The organism is Paraburkholderia sp. BGA-UO-ETr-F12 (assembly GCF_059567945.1).
Genome location: NZ_JCAQOZ010000058.1, coordinates 1 through 18,803 on the forward strand (window position 1 = coordinate 1; position 18,803 = coordinate 18,803).

General features: G+C 62.1%; 11 protein-coding genes. 4 read left to right on the top strand and 7 right to left on the bottom strand.

Translation table 11 applies throughout. The features are described from left to right. Positions 1–1,027 precede the first annotated feature (1,027 nt). On the top strand, positions 1,028–1,255 hold the full coding sequence (locus AC57B6_RS27970; RefSeq protein WP_025600552.1) for a sulfurtransferase TusA family protein: 228 nt from the start codon (positions 1,028–1,030) through the stop codon (positions 1,253–1,255). A gap of 121 nt (positions 1,256–1,376) precedes the next feature. Here the strand turns inward: AC57B6_RS27970 and galU are convergent, their stop codons facing one another. Further along, positions 1,377–2,258, bottom strand: coding sequence for a UTP--glucose-1-phosphate uridylyltransferase GalU (gene galU / locus AC57B6_RS27975; protein ID WP_028199110.1), 882 nt, complete (start codon positions 2,256–2,258; stop codon positions 1,377–1,379). A 74-nt stretch (positions 2,259–2,332) separates the two neighbouring features. Continuing rightward, entirely contained in the window at positions 2,333–5,212 is a 2,880-nt protein-coding gene (locus AC57B6_RS27980; RefSeq protein ID WP_496422538.1) for a valine--tRNA ligase, read from the bottom strand. A 1,156-nt stretch (positions 5,213–6,368) separates the two neighbouring features. Between AC57B6_RS27980 and AC57B6_RS27985 the strand changes: the two genes are divergently transcribed. Beyond that, positions 6,369–8,720 (top strand): UvrD-helicase domain-containing protein, encoded by a 2,352-nt coding sequence (locus tag AC57B6_RS27985; protein WP_028200165.1) that lies wholly within the window; start codon positions 6,369–6,371, stop codon positions 8,718–8,720. Continuing rightward, positions 8,717–9,523 (top strand): 5'-methylthioadenosine/adenosylhomocysteine nucleosidase, encoded by an 807-nt coding sequence (locus AC57B6_RS27990; protein ID WP_496422539.1) that lies wholly within the window; start codon positions 8,717–8,719, stop codon positions 9,521–9,523. Before AC57B6_RS27985 ends, AC57B6_RS27990 begins: the two co-directional genes overlap by 4 nt. A 102-nt stretch (positions 9,524–9,625) precedes the next feature. Here the strand turns inward: AC57B6_RS27990 and AC57B6_RS27995 are convergent, their stop codons facing one another. Then, the gene (locus AC57B6_RS27995) at positions 9,626–11,530 is read right to left on the bottom strand and encodes a propionate--CoA ligase (protein WP_496422540.1); all 1,905 of its coding nucleotides are present in this window, start codon (positions 11,528–11,530) and stop codon (positions 9,626–9,628) included. A 200-nt stretch (positions 11,531–11,730) separates the two neighbouring features. Next, positions 11,731–12,981: an MFS transporter gene (locus AC57B6_RS28000; RefSeq protein ID WP_030101402.1), complete on the bottom strand. Its 1,251-nt coding sequence runs from the start codon at positions 12,979–12,981 to the stop codon at positions 11,731–11,733. A gap of 531 nt (positions 12,982–13,512) precedes the next feature. Here AC57B6_RS28000 and AC57B6_RS28005 point away from each other — a divergent pair. After that, positions 13,513–15,186 (top strand): methyl-accepting chemotaxis protein, encoded by a 1,674-nt coding sequence (locus AC57B6_RS28005; protein ID WP_496422541.1) that lies wholly within the window; start codon positions 13,513–13,515, stop codon positions 15,184–15,186. 337 nt (positions 15,187–15,523) lie between these two features. Here AC57B6_RS28005 and AC57B6_RS28010 read toward each other — a convergent pair whose 3' ends face one another. From AC57B6_RS28010 to AC57B6_RS28020, 3 genes are read right to left on the bottom strand one after another with little or no spacing between them, the layout of a single operon-like run. Further along, positions 15,524–16,384 (bottom strand): efflux RND transporter periplasmic adaptor subunit, encoded by an 861-nt coding sequence (locus tag AC57B6_RS28010; protein ID WP_028200170.1) that lies wholly within the window; start codon positions 16,382–16,384, stop codon positions 15,524–15,526. Positions 16,385–16,397: 13 nt separating this feature from the next. Next, positions 16,398–16,598, bottom strand: coding sequence for a DUF1656 domain-containing protein (locus AC57B6_RS28015; RefSeq protein WP_028200171.1), 201 nt, complete (start codon positions 16,596–16,598; stop codon positions 16,398–16,400). Beyond that, complete coding sequence (locus AC57B6_RS28020; RefSeq protein ID WP_496422542.1) at positions 16,588–18,798, bottom strand: FUSC family protein; 2,211 nt, start codon at positions 18,796–18,798, stop codon at positions 16,588–16,590. The genes AC57B6_RS28015 and AC57B6_RS28020 overlap by 11 nt, the downstream gene beginning before the upstream one ends. Positions 18,799–18,803 lie beyond the last annotated feature (5 nt).

Genomic DNA, 18,803 nt, shown 5'->3' on the forward strand with positions numbered 1-18,803 from the left:
GGGCGGCATTCGACTGGTCCTCAGCCATGAACCAGTTCGCGATTCTGTTTGGAGAGCGTTTTACCAACGCACGCGGGTAACTCCGCTAACCGCCTCGCACACAAAAATGCGGACAGGTTCCTGTGCGGGGCGGCACCTACTTTTCTTTGCCGGCCGCAAAGAAAAGTAGGCAAAAGAAAGCGGCTCAAACCGCTAATTCTTAAGCGGGTCCCCCGCACAGTGGCGGTAGTGGCGCATCTGGAATCTGTCACCTCGCACATTCCGCTTTAGTGACAAGGCAGTCATACCTCCGGCGGCGCTGCGCGCGCCGATACCCAGTTCATACCACCACCCGCTACGGTTTCCCTCTCGATTCGCCCGCTGCGGTTTCGCGCCTCGATTTGTCCATCCTGACTCGTCGGCGCATCGCTGTCACCAGGCCACGGCCTCACTCTCCCGTGAGCCCCGGTTCCCTGCTCGCTGTCGCCTCGCTGTTGCGAGCGCAACCGCGGCGGCGATCGCGATCGCATCGCGAAAGCACCGACATTTCCGAAGTGGGGGGGTGGCCAATCAGAGCGGGGGCATCCCGCCGAGGCGGAGCCGACGGCTCCCGCTGCGCGAAGCGAAGCCGCTGGTTTCCCAGGCAGACCCGGCCGCGACGCACGCAGTGCGGAGTGGGAGCTGATGAATCCTTTGTCAACGGCGCGGAGTGCGCGGGAACACGGATTCCAGATGCACCACTACCGCTACTGTGCGGGGGACCCGCTTAAGAATTAGCGGTTTGAGCCGCTTTCTTTTGCCTACTTTTCTTTGCGGCAGGCAAAGAAAAGTAGGTGCCGCCCCGCACAGGGGCAACGCTAATAGACCACTAACAAATCAAGGAAAGGCCAAAAGACCAACGCCAAACAGACCACGAACACATCAAAACAACACCCCAAAACCGGACCAACAAAAAAGACCAAACCCACACCGCCTTCAGGCGTCCCCCCGCCACCTACTGTAAAATCGAACTCTTCAGCGTCTCCCCCGAAGGTTATCGTCGATGCAAATTCAGGTTCATAAGGAAGTCGATGCACGCGGACTGATGTGCCCGCTGCCCATTTTGCGCGCCAAAAAGGCGCTCGCCGACATGGAAAGCGGTCAGATCCTCAAGGTATTGGCGACCGATCCGGGCTCGCAGCGCGATTTCGCCGCGTTCGCGAAGCAAACCGGCAACGAAATCGTCGAAAGCTCGGCGCATGACAAGGTCTTTACCTTTCTGATGAAGCGCCGCTAAAGAACAAAGAAAAAAAGGCGCTGCGCCCACGAATGTGGAACACAGCGCCTTTTTTACGTCTGACCGACGCCCATCGCGAGGGGCTACCAGCGCAAGAAGCTGCGCGCAGCTACCCGATTCCTCAGCCTTCCAGCACCGGCGAACGGGTACGCAAATACTCTTCGAAATCGGCTGCCACTTCCGGGTGACGCAGAGCGAACTCGACCGTCGCCTTCAGATAACCCAGCTTGCTGCCGCAATCGAAACGGGTGCCGTGGTACTTGTACGCCAGCACCTGTTCATCGGCGAGCAGGGATTGAATCGCGTCCGTCAGTTGCAATTCGCCCCCAGCGCCCGGCTTCAGCGCGCGCAGATGCTCAAAAATCCGCGGCTTCAGCACATAGCGGCCCACCACGCCGAGATTCGATGGCGCCACGCTCGGCTCCGGTTTTTCGACAATACCCGACATCTTGATGATCGAGTCTTCCCACTCCTTGCCGTCGACGATACCGTACGACTTCGTCTCCGCCGCGGGGATCTCTTCGACGCCGATCACCGAGCTGTGATAGTGATCGAACACTTCGATCATCTGCGTCATCACAGGCGGCGTGCCGTACAGCAAGTCGTCCGCCAGAATGACGGCGAACGGGTTATCGCCCACCAGCTTTTCGGCGCACATCACCGCATGGCCAAGGCCGAGCGCTTCCGGCTGACGCACGTAGAAGCAGTCCACATGGCTCGGCTTAATGCTGCGCACCAATTCCAGCAGCTTGGCCTTGCCGCGCGCTTCGAGTTCCGCCTCGATTTCGTATGACTTATCGAAATGGTCCTCGATCGCGCGCTTGCTGCGGCCCGTGACGAAGATCATTTCAGTGATGCCGGCCGCCATTGCCTCTTCCACCGCGTATTGAATCAGCGGCTTGTCGACGATCGGCAGCATCTCCTTCGGGCTTGCCTTCGTGGCAGGGAGGAACCGGGTGCCAAGACCTGCTACCGGAAATACTGCCTTTGTAACTTTTAGCATGTGATTACCCTGAATCCTCTGGTTTAGCACTTGATCCGCGCCCGCCTGCAATGGCGCGGGGCACGGAGCGTCGATCAGGCCGGCAAACGAGCCAACTGGGCTTTCAGCTTGCCGATAGTGGTTTCGAATTCTGCCAGCCTTTTCTGCTCCTGCTCAACGACCGCCGGTGGCGCCTTTGCAACAAAGCTTTCATTTTGCAATTTTGCATTGCATTTGACGACTTCCGCGCCAAGCCGCGCGATTTCCTTCGACAGACGCTCGCGTTCCACGGCGACGTCGATTTCCACCTTCAGCACCAGCTTGTCATTTCCTACGATAGCAATTGGCGCGCCATCCGCCTGCGCATCCAGGCTTGCCTCGTCGGCAATGATCTGTACCTCCGACAAACGGGCCAATGCCTGAGCGTACGGCGCAAAGGTGCGCAGGCGCTCCGCATTGCCAGTCGCGAGCAACGGCACCTTGACCGCCGGCGACAGATTCATTTCGCCGCGCAGATTCCGGCACGCATCGATTACTGCTTTCAGGTCGGCCGCCCATTGCTCCGCATCTTCGTCGAGCTTCGACGGTTCGGCAATGGGGTAGGGCTGCACCATGATGGACGCTTCTCCCTCTGCCTTGCCCTGCGGATAACGGCCGGCCAACGGCGCTACTTTTTGCCACAACGCTTCGGTAATGAACGGAATCACCGGATGCGCGAGGCGCAATACCGTCTCGAGCACGCGCAGCAGCGTGCGGCGGGTTGCGCGCTGCTGGTTCGGCTGACCCGTCTGGATCTGAACCTTGGCGAGTTCGAGATACCAGTCACAGTATTCGTCCCATACGAACTTGTATAGGGCGTTGGCCACATTGTCGAAACGATAGTCGGAGAAGCCCTTGGCGATTTCCGCTTCCACGCGTTGCAGGCGCGACACGATCCAGCGGTCGGCCGCCGAGAAATTCAGGTGGCCGTCCGGGCCGCATTCGCCGCATTGTTCCGGCTTGCCGAAACCGCAATCGTGGCCTTCGCAGTTCATCAGCACGAAACGGGTGGCGTTCCACAGCTTGTTGCAGAAGTTGCGATAGCCCTCGCAGCGCGCCAGGTCGAAGTTGACATTGCGGCCGAGCGTGGCCATCGACGCCATCGTGAAGCGCAGCGCGTCCGTGCCGAAAGCCGGAATGCCGTCCGGGAATTCCTTGCGGGTTTTCTTTTCGATCGACGCAGCCTGCTTCGGATTCATCAGGCCGGTGATGCGCTTGGCGACCAGCGCGTCGAGGTCGATGCCGTCGACGATATCGATCGGATCGAGCGTGTTGCCCTTGCTCTTCGACATCTTCTGGCCTTCGGCATCGCGCACCAGACCGTGCACGTAGACCGTGTCGAACGGCACCTTGCCGGTGAAGTGCGTGGTCATCATGACCATGCGCGCGACCCAGAAGAAGATGATGTCGAAGCCGGTAACCAGCACCGACGAGGGCATGAAGTGCTTCAGTTCCGGCGTCTGCGCGGGCCAGCCGAGCGACGAGAACGGCACGAGCGCGGACGAGAACCACGTGTCGAGCACGTCGTCGTCGCGTTTGAGCGGGCCCGTGTAACCGGCAGCGGCCGCCTTATCGCGTGCGCCTTCTTCGGTTTGAGCGACGAAGATTTCGCCGTTCTCACCGTACCAGGCCGGAATCTGGTGGCCCCACCAGAGCTGGCGCGAGATACACCAGTCCTGAATGTTTTCGAGCCACTGGTAATAGGTCGTGCTCCAGTTTTCCGGCACGAACTTGATTTCGCCGTTGCGAACCACGTCCAACGCGGTTTCGGCGATCGACTTGCCCGGATTGAAGGTGCCTTCCGGCGCCGGCTTGCTCATGGCGACGAACCATTGATCCGTCAGCATCGGCTCGATCACGACGCCCGTGCGGTCGCCGCGCGGCACCATCAGCTTGTGCGGTTTGACCGATTCGAGCGCGCCGAGCGCTTCGAGGTCTGCCACCACCTGCTTGCGGGCCTCGAAACGGTCCAGACCCCGGTATTTTTCCGGCGCGTTGTCGTTGATCTTCGCGTTGAGCGTGAGGATTTCGATCATCGGCAGCTTGTGGCGCAAGCCGACCTGATAGTCGTTGAAATCGTGCGCGGGCGTGACCTTGACCACGCCGGTGCCGAACTCGCGATCGACATAGTCGTCGGCGATGATCGGGACTTCACGGCCGGACAGCGGCAGCGTGACCGTTTTGCCGATCAGGTGCGCGTAGCGTTCGTCTTCCGGATGGACCATCACGGCGGTGTCGCCGAGCATGGTTTCCGGGCGCGTGGTGGCGACCGTCAGATGGCCCGAGCCGTCCGTGAGCGGATACTGGATGTGCCAGAGGTGGCCATTTTCCTCTTCGCTGACCACTTCGAGGTCGGAGACGGCGGTGAGCAGCACCGGATCCCAGTTCACGAGGCGTTTGCCGCGGTAGATCAGGCCTTGTTCATACAGGCGTACGAACACATCGCGCACGGCGGCCGACATTTTGTCGTCCATCGTGAAGTATTCGCGCGACCAGTCGATCGATGCGCCGAGGCGGCGGACCTGGTTCGTGATGGTCGAGCCGGATTGCTGCTTCCATTCCCAGACGCGTTCGGTGAATTTTTCGCGGCCGAGATCGTGGCGCGAGATGCCCTGGGCGTCCAGTTGACGTTCGACGACGATTTGCGTGGCGATGCCTGCGTGGTCGGTGCCCGGCACCCACAGGGTGTTTTCGCCGAGCATACGGTGATAGCGGGTGAGGCCGTCCATGATCGTCTGGTTGAACGCATGGCCCATATGGAGGGTGCCGGTGACGTTCGGCGGCGGCAACTGGATCGAGAAATCTTTTTTGTTCTCGTCGAAGGTGGGCGCCGCGTAGGCGCGCTTTTCCCATTCGGGGCCCCAGTGGGCTTCGATAGTGTGGGGCTCGAAGCTTTTGGCAAGCGTAGAGGTCGGGTCGCTCGGGGTCTCGCTCATTTTTCGGTCTGCTGGTGGATGCAAAGAATGCTCGATTATAAGGGGCGCTGGGCGCGGCGGGCTTTTGGGGGATGGTTTGGGGCCTGTTCGGCGGTTTTCGTGGTCTGGCTCTTTGTGGTTCTTTCGTGCTTTGGCGTTTTCCTGCTGGGTTCGTGGTGTGTTTTGTTTTTGGTCCTTTGGTCTCTTGGCCTTTCCTTGCTTTGTTAGTGGTCTATTAGCGTTGCCCCTGTGCGGGGCGGCACCTACTTTTCTTTGCCTGCCGCAAAGAAAAGTAGGCAAAAGAAAGCGGCTTAAACCGCTAATTTTTAAGCGGGTCCCCCGCGCAGCCACGGTAGTGGTGCATCTGGAATCTGTGTTCCCGCGCACTCCGCGTCAGCGACAAGGCGCTCATCAGCTCCCACTCCGCACTGCGCGCGTCGCGGACGGGTCTGCCAGGGAAACCAGCGGCTTCGCTTCGCGCAGCGGGGGCCGTCGGCTTCGCCTCGGCGAGACGCCCCCGCTCTGATTGGCCCCCCACTTCGGAAATGTCGGTGCGTTGCTTTCGCTTTCGCGGTGCGATCACGATCGGTGCAGCGGTTGCACTCGCAACAGCGAGGCAGCGGCGAGCAGGGAACCGGGGCTCACGGGAGAGTGAAGCCCCGGCCTGGTGACAGCGATGCTGCCGACGAGTCAGGATCTAGGTAAATTGAAGCACGAAACCGCAGCGGGTGAATCGAGGCGCGAAACCGCAGCGGACGAATCAAGGGTGGAAGCCGTAGCGGGAGCGATATGAACTGGGTATCGGCGCGCGCAGCGCCGCCGGAGGTATGACGGCCTTGTCACTGAGGCGGAGTGTGCGAGGCGACAGATTCCAGATGCGCCACTACCGCCACTGTGCGGGGGACCCGCTTAAGAATTAGCGGTGTGAGCCGCTTTCTTTTGCCTACTTTTCTTTGCGGCCGGCAAAGAAAAGTAGGTGCCGCCCCGCACAGGGGCAACGCTAATAGACCACTAACAATTCAAGGAAAGGCCAAAGGACCAAAAAACAAAACAGACCACAAACCCAGCAAGGCACCGCCAAAAAATCCAGCCCAACAACAACCCCGCCGAACAGGCAAAAAAACCTGATCCCCTCCCGGGCATATAATGCCGATTGCCCTCGCCGTTCTCCCAAAACATGCCCGATCTGCTAGCCAATCTAAACCCCGAACAACACGCCGCCGTCACGCTCCCCAACGAGCCAGCGCTCATCCTTGCCGGCGCGGGCAGCGGCAAAACCCGCGTCCTCATCACGCGGATCGCGTGGCTGATCCAGCACGGTCTGGCGTCGCCCGCCACCATCCTCGCGGTGACCTTCACCAACAAAGCCGCCCGCGAAATGATGTCGCGTCTTTCGGCACTCTTGCCGATCGACACGCGCGGCATGTGGATCGGCACCTTCCACGGCCTGTGCAACCGCATGCTCCGCGCGCATCATCGCGACGCCGGCCTGCCGGCCACCTTCCAGATCCTCGATACCGCAGACCAGCTCTCCGCGATCAAGCGTCTGATGAAGGGCCTGAACATCGACGACGAAAAGTACCCGGCGAAAAATCTCCAGTACTTCATCAACAATTCCAAAGAGCAAGGCCTGCGGCCGAAAGACGTCGACGCTACCGACAACTTCAACCGCAAATTCGTCGAACTCTACGAAGCCTACGACCAGCAATGCCAGCGTGAAGGCGTGGTCGACTTCCCGGAACTGCTGCTGCGCTGCTTCGAACTGCTCGCACACAATCCGCCGTTGCGCGCCCACTATCAGGCACGCTTCAGGCACATCCTCGTCGACGAGTTCCAGGACACCAACAAGCTCCAATATGCATGGCTGAAGCTGCTGGCCGGGCAAACCAACTCGATCTTCGCGGTGGGCGACGACGACCAGTCGATCTACGCCTTCCGCGGCGCGAACGTCGGCAACATGCGCGACTTCGAACACGAGTTCAATGTCCGGCACATGATCAAGCTGGAGCAGAACTACCGCTCGCACGGCCATATTCTCGACGCGGCCAATCACCTGATCGCCAATAACTCCCGGCGCCTGGGCAAGAATCTGCGTACCGACGCGGGTCATGGCGAACCGGTGCGCGTCTACGAGTCGGCCACCGATACGCAGGAAGCCGGCTGGATCGTCGAGGAAATCAAGGCGCTGATCAGCACCGGCACGTCGCGCAGCGAAATCGCCATCCTGTATCGCAGCAACGCGCAGTCGCGTACGATCGAACACACGCTGGTCAATGCGGGCATCGCGTACCGGGTGTACGGCGGTCTGCGCTTTTTCGAGCGCCAGGAAGTCAAGCACGCGCTCGCCTATCTGCGCCTGATCGACAATCCGAACGACGACACCGCGTTTGCCCGCGTCGTCAATTTCCCCACGCGCGGCATCGGCGCGCGCTCGATCGAGCAGCTTGCCGACGCGGCGCGTCTGTACAACTGCTCGATGGCGGCGGCGATTCCGTATGTCGCGGGCAAAGCAGGGTCGAGCCTCGCGAGTTTCGCGAACCTGATCGGCAAGATGCGCGCGGAAACGCAGCAGATGAGCCTGCCGGAAACGGTCGAATACGTGGTTCGCACGAGCGGTCTCACGGAGTTCTATCAGAACGAACGCGAGGGCCAGGACCGGCTGGAGAACTTGCAGGAACTGGTCAACGCGGCTGCTGCTTTCGTCAGCGAAGAAGGCTACGGCATGGATACGCCGGCGCGCTCGATTCCGCTGCGTCCGGGCGCCACGGCTGCGCCCGAGTTGGCTGTCGCCACCGACGATCCGAATACCGTCGTGCTGGACGCACCCGGCATCGACGATCCAGCACAAAATCCGGACACGATGACGCCGCTCGCCGGTTTCCTGTCGCACGCATCGCTGGAAGCGGGCGACAACCAGGCGCAAGCCGGTCAGGAAGCCGTGCAACTGATGACAGTGCACGCGGCCAAGGGCCTCGAGTTCACGGCGGTCTTCATTACCGGGCTCGAAGAAGGTCTGTTCCCGCATGAAAACAGCGCGATGGAGTCGGACGGGCTGGAAGAAGAACGCCGTCTGATGTACGTGGCGATCACGCGGGCCAAGGAGCGTTTGTATCTGTCGTTTGCGCAGAGCCGGATGCTGCACGGCCAGACGCGCTACAACATCCGTTCGCGCTTCTTCGACGAACTGCCGCAGGAAAACCTCAAGTGGCTCACGCCGAAGGTCGAGGCGGGCGCGCGCTGGGGCGGCCGTTCGGACAACGCCGGTTACGGCCGCGACTGGTTCGCGCGGCCGGGTTACACGGGTGCATCGTCGTCGACGCCGGCGCCTTTGCCGGCCTTTGCGAACGAACAGCGTGCGGCTGAAACGGGTTTTCGCGTCGGCCAGCAGGTATTCCACACCAAGTTCGGCGAAGGCACGATCACCGCGCTGGAAGGCGGCGGCACCGATGCCAAGGCCCAGGTCAAATTCAAGCGGCACGGCGAGAAGTGGCTGGCGCTCGCGGTCGCTAAATTGCAGGCGGTCGAATGAGCACAGGTAGCATCGATTCACGCCGCGGTGGCGCACCGGTCTCGCATCGTCCGCTGGGCATTCTGGCGGCGTTGCCGCAGGAACTCGGTGATCTGATCGAAGCGATGCGCGCCGAATCCGGCGTACGCACCATCACGCACGGCCAGCGTGACTACCACCTCGGCACCGTGCACGGCACGGCTTGCGTCGTGACATTGGCGCGCGTCGGCAAGGTCGCGGCGTCGGCTACCGTCAGCGCGTTGATCCACGTGTTCGATGTCGAAGCGGTGGTGTTTACGGGTGTCGCCGGCGGCGTCGAGACTGAAGTGCGGGTTGGTGATATCGTCGTCGCTAACATGCTGATGCAGCACGATCTCGACGCGTCGCCGTTGTTTCCGCGCTTTGAAGTGCCGCTGCTCGGCGTGTCGCGTTTCTCAGCCGACGCGGCGCTTGCCGATCAACTGGCCGCGGCATGCGAGCGCTTTGTCGCCGAAGAAGGTGCCGCGTCGGCGGCGCGTTTCGGCACACGCGAACCGCGCGTGCATCGCGGCTTGATTATCAGCGGCGATCAGTTCGTCGCGAGTGCGGCGGGCGTCAAGGCGTTGCGCGATGCGCTGCCGGATGCGCTCGCGGTCGAGATGGAGGGCGCGGCAATCGCGCAGGTCTGCTACGAATACGGCGTACCGTGCGCGGTCGTGCGCACTATCTCGGACACCGCCGACGATCACGCGCCGCAATCGTTCGTGTCGTTTCTCACCGAGATCGCCGGGACGTATTCGAACGCGATTCTGAAGCGGTTTCTGGAAGCGCGCCAGGTGGCGTGATTTGCTCGCCGCCGCAGGTTCATCGTGATGATCCGTCGGCCCGCTAGCAATAAATCGAACGGGCGGCACACGAGTGCGTCGCCCGTTTATGGCACGAAAGGCCTAGTGCTTCGTTGAGTCTCCCAGCGCCTCGCGCACCTGCTGCAAAGCGAACGGGTCCTCGATCGTCGGCAGATCGCCCGGCTCGCGGCCTTCCGCCAGCGCCGCAATCGCACGGCGTAGCAACTTGCCGGAGCGCGTCTTCGGCAGCATCGACACCACCACTACGCGCGCCGGCCGCGCAATCGCGCCGAGATGGCGGTCGACGGTCGCGGTGAGTTCGGTTTCCAGCTTGGCCCGCGCCTTGTCGTCCGGGTAAGCCTGCGGATCGCGCAGCACGACGAAGGCCATCGCCGCCTGACCTTTGAGCGCATCGTTCACGCCGACCACGGCCACTTCCGCGACCGCCGCGTGGCTCGACAACGCTTCTTCGATCTCGCGCGTGCCGAGCCGATGGCCGGCAACGTTGATCACGTCGTCCGTGCGGCCGAGGATCGTGACGTAGCCGTCTTCGTCCTGAATACCCCAGTCAAAGGTCGAGTAGACCTGCTGGTTCGGCACGCTCGACCAGTACGTGCTGATAAATCGCTTGTCGTCGCCCCATACCGTGGACATGCAGCCAGGCGGCAGCGGGTAGCCCAGCGCGAGCACGCCTTTTTCGCCAGGCGGGCAGGGCTCGCCCGTCAGTTCGTTGCGCAAGGTCAGATTGAAACCCGCCGACGGTACGCCCGGCGAGCCGAATTTGGTGGGCAAGGCCTCGATGCCGCGCGGAATCGCCAGCATCGGCCAGCCGGTTTCGGTTTGCCAGTAGTTGTCGATCACGGGCTTGCCGAGCGCACCGGCGATCCAGCTGGCGGTCGGTTCGTCGAGCGGTTCGCCGGCGAGGAACAGGGTGCGCAGGCTCGACAGATCGGATTTTTTCAGCAGTGCCGGGTCCTGCTTTTTCAGCACGCGCAACGCGGTCGGCGCGGTGAACATCAGGTTGATTTTGTGCTGTTCGACGAGGCGCCACCAGATGCCGCCATCCGGGCGAATGGGCGTGCCTTCGTACATCACAGTGGTGAGCCCCGCGATCAGCGGCGCATAGACGATGTAGCTGTGGCCGACCACCCAGCCCACGTCCGAGGCGGTGAACATCGTGTCGCCGGGCTTGCCCTGAAAGATGTGTTCCATCGATGCCGCCAGCGCCACCGCATAGCCGCCGACGTCGCGCTGCACGCCCTTCGGCTTGCCCGTGGTGCCGGAGGTGTAGAGCACATACGACGGCTCGTTCGATTCGAGCCATTCGCACGGCACGTGCGCATCGAAGAACTGTTCGCGCAGCGGCTCGTAGGCGACGAGGTAGCTCGCGTTCAGGCGCTCCGGCGCGAGCTGGCGATCGATCAGCAAGACATGCGGAGTCTTGTGGGCGGCGCGCGCGAGCGCCTCGTCCATCAGAGGCGTGTAGTCGATCACCTTGCCGCCGCGCGCACCGGCGTCGGCCGTGACGATCAGCACAGGTTTCGCGTCATCGATGCGGGCCGCCAGATTGGGGGCCGCGAAGCCGCCGAACACCACCGAGTGAATCGCACCGAGCCGCGCGCATGCGAGCATCGCGAACAGCGCTTCGGGGATCATCGGCAGGTAAAGCAGCACGACGTCGCCGCGCTTCACACCCAATGAGCGCATCACCGCGGCCATGCGGTTGATTTCGGCATGCAGCTCGGCGTAGGTATAACGCCGCTCGATACCGGTTTCCGTCGACACATACACCAGCGCGTTTTGCTGCGCCCGTTCCGCCAGATGCCGGTCCACCGCGTTATGGCACAGGTTCGTGCGGCCGCCGACGAACCAGCGCGCGAACGGCGGATTCGAGCGATCGAGCACGGTATCGAACGGGGTTTGCCAATGAATCCGCTGCGCCTGCTCACGCCAGAACGCTTCGGGTTGCTCAATCGAACGACGGTGGAAGTCGCGGTAGGTGGTCATCGGCGGCGATCCTTCTGCTGCGTGAGTGAACGGTTGGCGAGTCGTACGACGCCGGGGCGTGGCGAGAGAGCGGTACGACTATCCGCACAAGGATAGTGCAGGCGCGGCGGTGCGGACAACGCGGGTTCACCATGAGCGGGGACAATAAAAAAGGCGCCGCGGCGCCTTTTTTTTCATTCACTTGCGGACAGTCAAAGCCATCATGCTTTCGCGCGCTTGCCTTCGACATCCGGCAGGAACACCGTCAGCACGCCGATCAGCGGCAGGAACGAGCAGACCTTGTACACATAGGTGATGCTGGTCGCGTCGGCCAACTGCCCGAGCACGGCGGCGCCGACCCCGCCCATGCCGAACGCGAAACCGAAGAAGAGGCCGGCAACCATCCCCACCTTGCCGGGGATCAACTCCTGCGCATAGACGAGGATCGCCGAGAACGCCGAGGCCAGCACGATACCGATGATCACCGTCAGCACGCCGGTCCAGAACAGGTTGGCGTAGGGCAGCAGCAGCGTGAACGGCGCAACGCCGAGAATCGACACCCAGATCACGTACTTGCGGCCGATCCGGTCGCCGATCGGACCGCCGATCACCGTGCCTGCCGCGACTGCGGCGAGGAACACGAACAGATGGACCTGCGCGGCCTGCACCGGCAGATGGAACTTGTCGATCAGATAGAACGTGAAATAGCTGTTGATGCTGGCGAGGTAGAAGTACTTCGAGAACACCAGCAGCATCAGCACGGCCATCGCGAACATGACCTGATTGCGCGACAGGGTCGCGTGACCGGCCTGGCTACGCGTCTTTTTCACAGCGGGATGTTGCTTGTACCAGCGGCCGATCTGCGCGAGCACGACGATCGCGACCAGCGCGGCCACCGAAAACCACGCGATGCTGCGCTGGCCATGCGGGATCACGATCAACGCGGCGAGCAACGGCCCGAGCGACGAACCCGCATTGCCGCCCACCTGGAACAGCGACTGCGCGAGGCCGTGTTTGCCGCCCGACGCCAGACGTGCCACGCGCGACGATTCCGGATGAAACACCGACGAGCCGCAACCGACTAGCGCCGCGGCCACCAGCAGCACGCCGAAACTCGGCGCGACCGACATCAGCAGCAGGCCGGCGAGCGTGAAGCCCATGCCGACAGGCAGCGAATACGGCTTTGGATGCTTGTCGGTATAGCTGCCGACCAGCGGTTGCAGCAAAGAAGCAGTGATCTGATAGGTCAGCGTAATCAGCCCGATCTGCCCGAACGACAGCGAGAAGTTGTCTTTCAGCATCGGGTAGATCGCCAGAATCAACGACTGGATCATGTCGTTGAGCAGATGCGAAAAGCTGATCGCGCCCAGCACCGAGTAGACCGTGCGCTGGACTTTGGCGGCAGGGGCGGCTGCACTGGCGGGAGAGGCTGATGCGCCGGCGAGGGCGCTTTTTTCGAGGCTCGTTTCCATACGCTAGATGAGAGAGAAAAAAGGGTGAAAGGTCGTGATTTCTGGCTGCCGGCGTTCGGCTACTGACGCGTCGGCATTCCTCCGGGTCGCTTGCCGGTTAGACGGAAAGCGAGCGCTGCGGCATTTCGACGCGATGTCCGGGTTTGTCAGCTATTTGTCGAAGTTTAATGTGGCTTCGGCTAAATGTAAGGACAAGTTTTGTCGCGAATCGGACACGTCCGAGCGGCGCGGTGCCTGCGGCTGCCTCGAAATTGGCCCTCTGGTGCACCGCAGCGGTGCTTTCGGCCGGTGTGTTGCCATTGCCACGGATGATTGGCAAGCCCTCTGATAAATGCGGTTTTGCGATTTTTGGCCATGTATAAAGCGGTCGCGGGCGCGAAGCTTACAAAGCGGCGCGTCGAGGACCGGGCATGACGATTGGCTGACACGAGCGGCGTTAAAGATCGCGGACGTTTATGCCGTAGACCCGGAGAGATAAGCATTAATGCCGGAACCGACCTTTCCGGCAGTCGATACGCGGGGACGAGGAATATGAAAGCAGTTTCGCTGGGTGGCCAGACGGGCGCGGGGTTCGTACCGGAAGGGGAAGCGGCGGGCAAGCCGTCACATGGGCAGGAGGGCCGTTCGCGCGCCGTGCGGCTCAAGGGTTTGTCGGTGAAGGCGACGTTGCGGCTTGCCTTTGCCGTGCTCCTGATCGGCACCCTCGTCATCGGCATATTTTCGCTGACCCAGATCAGCCGCCTGAACGCTTCCGCGCAATCGATCTACGACCAGGGACACGTGGCGAGCCGCGCTGCCGAAGAGGCGCGCGGCCACATGCTGCGTGCGAGCCGTGCACAGAAGATGCTGCTCACCGCGACCACGGCCAAGGAGCGCGACGACCTCGGCGCCGACATCGACAAGGGCCTGAACGGTCTCGGCACGGAACTCGGTACGCTGCAACAGTACGTCGACACGTCCGATGCGAAGGCGGTCGACCAGCAGAAGAAATTTGCCGCGGCCGTTGCAGTGTGGAGCGGCCACTTGCGCGATTTCGTGAAGCTCGTGAAGGCGCAACCGCTCGATCTTTCGCAGATGAACTGGCAGGTCGGCACGCAGGACGTATCGTTGCTGGTCGAGACTGGCAAGCTTGAAAAACTCGTCGACGAACTCGTTGCAGAGCGCGGCACGGCTGCCAAGGCGACGATCGAGGCATCGGGCTTTATTTTCCATTCGTCGTTCGTGATGATCGCCGTGATGACGGTTGGACTGATCGCCTTGGCGTTCAGCATTAGCGAGTGGGTGGTGCGCCGCCTTGCCGGCCAGCTTGGCGGCGAGCCTGCCTACGCCAAGGAAATTGCGAGCCGGATTGCTGCGGGCGACTTATCGAATCAGATCGTGCTGGGCCGCAAGGACAAGTCGAGCATGCTGTACGCGCTGCACGACATGCAAAGCGGCCTTGCGACGACGGTCTCCGACATCGCGTCGAGTGCCGACGCGATTGCGACGGCGTCGGGCGAAATCTCGATGGGCAATCTCGACTTGTCGCAGCGTACGGAGCAGCAGGCGATGGCGCTTGAGCGGACGGCGAGCAGCATGGAGCAGTTGACCTCGACGGTGCGACAGAACGCCGACAACGCGAAGCAGGCGAGCACCTTGGCCAACAACGCATCGGAGATAGCGGAGAAGGGCGGTGCTGTAGTAAGCCGTGTGGTGGCGACGATGAACGAGATCAACGACAGCGCGCGAAGCATTGGCGACATCATTGGCGTGATTGAGGGAATTGCATTCCAGACCAATATTCTCGCGTTGAACGCGGCGGTGGAAGCTGCCCGAGCTGGCGAAGAGGGTCGGGGATTCTCGGTAGTCGCGGCCGAAGTGCGCAATCTCGCGCAGCGCAGCGCGGCGGCCGCGAAGGAGATCAAGGGGTTGATCAGTACGTCGGTGGAGCGGGTGAGTAATGGCTCGACGTTGGCGGCGGACGCTGGTCAGACGATGGATGAAGTGGTGAAGGCGGTGAAGCGCGTGACGGACATCATGGGCGAGATTTCGGCGGCGTCGTCCGAGCAAAGCGCGGGGATTGAGGAGATCAACCTGGCGGTAACGCAGATGGATTCCGGCACGCAGCAGAACGCAGCGCTGGTGGAGCAGGCAACCGCGGCTGCCCGATCACTGGACGACCAGGCCCGCGGCCTGAAGCAGATGGTTGGAAAGTTCAGGTTATAAAACGCCAAACCACCGCGTGCGAAAGCCCACGAACGAACTACCGCGTCGGCGCGCGCAGCGCCGCCGGAAGTATGACTGCCTTGTCACTGAGGCGGAATGTGCGAGAACACAGATTCCAGATGCACCACTACCGCGGCTGTGCGGGGGACCCGCTTAAGAATTAGCGGTGTAAAGCCGCTTTCTTTTGCCTACTTTTCTTTGCGGCCGGCAAAGAAAAGTAGGTGCCGCCCCGCACAGGGGCAACGCCAATAGACCACTAAGAAAACAAGGAAAGGCCAACACCCCCCAAGCCCAGCCAAAACAAAACAGGCGCCTCCCAGGCAAAAAAAAGAGCACCTCAGCTAGGCTTAACAACCACAGTACAAGTAATCCCAGCAGCCAGCACAACCCCATCGGGCACAGAATCAATCCTCACCCGCACGGGCACGCGCTGCGCCAACCGAACCCAGTTGAAGGTTGGATTCACATCAGCAAGCAGCTCACGGCTTTCAGGATTATCGCGATCATAAATCCCTCGAGAGATGCTCTCGACATGCCCTTGCAGCGTCCCCCCACTCATAAGCCGAACTTCAGCCTTATCGCCGATGCGAACATGAGGCAGCTTGGTCTCTTCAAAATACCCATAAACCCAGAACGAGTGACTATCGACGATCGCCAGTTTGGCGGCCCCGGCCGTGGCATAGTCACCGCGAAAGACGTTCAGATTAGTGACATACCCATCAACCGGCGAGACCACCCGAGTCCGCTCGAGATTCAACTTCGCGGCATCGAGCGCGGCCAAAGCCTGCTGATAGGAAGCCTCAGCAGCAGAAGCGGTGTGCGTCGCATTCTCACGGCTTTCTTTGGACACAACCAAAGCATCCATATCCGCCCGCCGCTGCGCATCATCGCGCTTCATCTGCAACTCGGCCTTACGCGCGGCAACGGCAGCCTGCGCCTGCTCAACAGCAATCTGATAGTGCGAAGGATCGATCTGCATCAACAGATCCCCCTTCTTGACCAGTTGGTTATCCTTAACAGGCAAATCAACAACCGCGCCAGACACATCAGGCGCCACATTGACAATCTCAGCGCGCACGCGCCCATCGCGAGTCCACGGTTCATCCATGTAATGAACCCACAACACGCGCCCAATCAAAATCGCGACGATAAAAATAATGGCTGTCGCGACGAAGCCAACAATATTTCGGATGGTCATGTTTCGACTCTGATCAACGATAAACGGCAAGACCCAGCACGCCGCACACACACACGAGCAAACTGGCCCGGAACAAGGACGGATGCCACACCACGCGATACAGGCCCGTATAGGCAATCACGCGGTCCAGCATCCAGGTAAGCGCGGCGCCCGCGACGAACAGCAGCACAATGGCCGGCACGTAGGCGTCGAATACGGCGATATCACGTGGCATGACGAACTCCTTCTGACGCGTCGGCACGTCCGTTCACCAGCGGTTCAAGCGGCGATTGCGGATCGAGCAGCGCGGTACGAATGAAATGCAGTTGACTCAGAATGCGTTGCAACTGATGCCGCTCCTCACGCGGCGGCGTGAAGGTCGCCATCATCAGTTGAACCGCGCCGATAGCGTCGACGGTTGCGGACAGCGCGCGGTCGAAGCGGTCCGCGCGTGGCCGTTCGAACAGCGCAGTCAGCGCATCGCGCATCGCGCGCAAGCTGACCCGCCACGGCATCGACTTCGCATAGCGCGCGTCGGCGGGCAGCGCCGCCACTTCGCGGCGCAGATCGATCATCGCGTTGCCCACTTCGAGTACCGAAAAGAGCCAGCGCAAGGTGTCGCGCTTGAGTTCGGGTTCGTTCTGCGCGAGCGCGTTGATCTGGAACATCAGATCGCGTGCGCCGCTCTCGAAGCGCGAACGCACCCGCCGCATGCCCGCGCGGCTCGCCAGCGTGACCTGACGGCGCAGGTCCACCAGCAGACGGTTGCGCAGCCACGGCGTCGAAGGCGGCAGCATCACCGCGAAGGCAAGCGCGCAGACCAGCATCGACAGCACCAGCGCGATCGCGTCGTTGATGGTGCCGCTCGGGTCGTAGTGAATCAGGTTGTCGGGGCCGGCCAGGAAGCAGAAGAAAATGCAATAGCCGACGCCGTAGCCGGCCAGCGCCGGGCGCGTCGTCATGAATACGCCGAGCAGCAGGAATGGCGTGAGCGCCGCGCACAGCAGCGGGAAACCGTCGATATGCGGATACACGCCGTACACCGCGATCATGCCCATTACCGAGGCGACCAGCGTGCCGCCGGCCATCTGGAACGCCGTGCGCTTCGGATTCGGCGACGACGACGCCAGCGCGCATACCGCCGCGGCATCCAGCGTCAAGGTCGAGCCGCTCGGCCACGCGGTCGCGATCCAGAATGCGCCGAGCACGATCATGACGATGGTGGCGCGCAAGCCGGCGACGCTCGCGGCGATCGCGTTGGTCTTAGGTTCGTAACGCTCGATCCAGCGCTCGCGTTCGTGCGTGTCGACCGCAAGCGAGGCATAGGTGGCCGCGTACGCGTGCAGATCGTCGATGAAGCGGTACAGCAGTTCGGCACCGGTGTCGAAGTCGAGCAGCGGCGCGTCCGGCTGCGTTTCCAGCGCGGCGCGGGTCTCGCGTACCCGCTTGGGCAGCGCGGCCTTGTACACGTCGAGTTGCGCGGCGGCGTGGGCCGCGTCGGCGGCGCTCAACACCGGTTCGCCGGATTTCGCCAGCAACGGGGCGATTTCCTTGAAGTACGGCTCCAGCGCTTCGACCGCGATGGTCGCGCCGTTCGTGTTCGTATCGCGCAGCCGGTTCATCAGTTGATGCAGCGCGTGAAAGCGCGTCGAGGCGGTCATGAATTCGCTGTTCAGACGCGCCAGACGGCCGCCGCGCATCCGCGAATCGGGGCCTTCGAACACGGCGACACTGCGCGCCGCTTCGAAACCGACGATGTCCGCGACAAAGCGCGCGTTGGTCGCTTCGATCTGCGCGCGGTCGTTGCGGCCGGCCAACGAGGTCGACACGTACTCGACGAAGGCCGAGAAACGCGCGCGCACCGTGCCGCGCATCTGCAGGCCGGTGAATTGCGGAAACACGAGGCCGCTAACCGCGCCCGCGCAGAGAATGCCGACCACCACTTCGGCCACCCGCGTGAGCGCGCTCAAAAACGCGCCGTCCGGATGCTGCGAGGCCGGAATGCCGATCAGCGCGGCGGTGTAGCCGGCCAGCACGAAACCATACGACCTGAAGTTGCGGTTGCGCGCTGCGCCGGCCGTGCAGATGCCGACCCAGATCGCGGTTGTGACGATGAACAGTTCGGGCTGCTGCGCGAACAGACCGATCAACGCGAGCATCACGACGAGGCCGACGAGCGTGCCGCAGATCCGGTAGAAACTCTTGGCGAACACCATCCCGCTTTGCGGCTGCATGACGATGAACACGGTGGTCATGGCGGTGCGCGGCTGCGGCAGGTCGAGTTTCATCGCGATGCCGAGCGCCAGAAAGCAGGCGGCGAGCGCTTTGAACAGATAGACCCAGGTGAGGCCATCGGTGCGCGCCCAGTCGGCGGCAGCGGAGTACAGCGCGGCAAACGACGCCGGGCGTGAGGCGGGAGAGGGGGAGGCTGACATGGCCG

Bases quoted from the DNA above. Each gene is read 5' to 3' on its own strand.
- AC57B6_RS27985 (WP_028200165.1), top strand. From the start codon at position 6,369: ATGCCCGATCTGCTAGCCAATCTAAACCCCGAACAACACGCCGCCGTC.
- AC57B6_RS27980 (WP_496422538.1), bottom strand. From the start codon at position 5,212: ATGAGCGAGACCCCGAGCGACCCGACCTCTACGCTTGCCAAAAGCTTC.
- AC57B6_RS28020 (WP_496422542.1), bottom strand. From the start codon at position 18,798: ATGTCAGCCTCCCCCTCTCCCGCCTCACGCCCGGCGTCGTTTGCCGCG.
- galU (WP_028199110.1), bottom strand. From the start codon at position 2,258: ATGCTAAAAGTTACAAAGGCAGTATTTCCGGTAGCAGGTCTTGGCACC.
- AC57B6_RS28015 (WP_028200171.1), bottom strand. From the start codon at position 16,598: ATGCCACGTGATATCGCCGTATTCGACGCCTACGTGCCGGCCATTGTG.
- AC57B6_RS27995 (WP_496422540.1), bottom strand. From the start codon at position 11,530: ATGACCACCTACCGCGACTTCCACCGTCGTTCGATTGAGCAACCCGAA.
- AC57B6_RS28005 (WP_496422541.1), top strand. From the start codon at position 13,513: ATGAAAGCAGTTTCGCTGGGTGGCCAGACGGGCGCGGGGTTCGTACCG.
- AC57B6_RS28010 (WP_028200170.1), bottom strand. From the start codon at position 16,384: ATGACCATCCGAAATATTGTTGGCTTCGTCGCGACAGCCATTATTTTT.
- AC57B6_RS28000 (WP_030101402.1), bottom strand. From the start codon at position 12,981: ATGGAAACGAGCCTCGAAAAAAGCGCCCTCGCCGGCGCATCAGCCTCT.
- AC57B6_RS27990 (WP_496422539.1), top strand. From the start codon at position 8,717: ATGAGCACAGGTAGCATCGATTCACGCCGCGGTGGCGCACCGGTCTCG.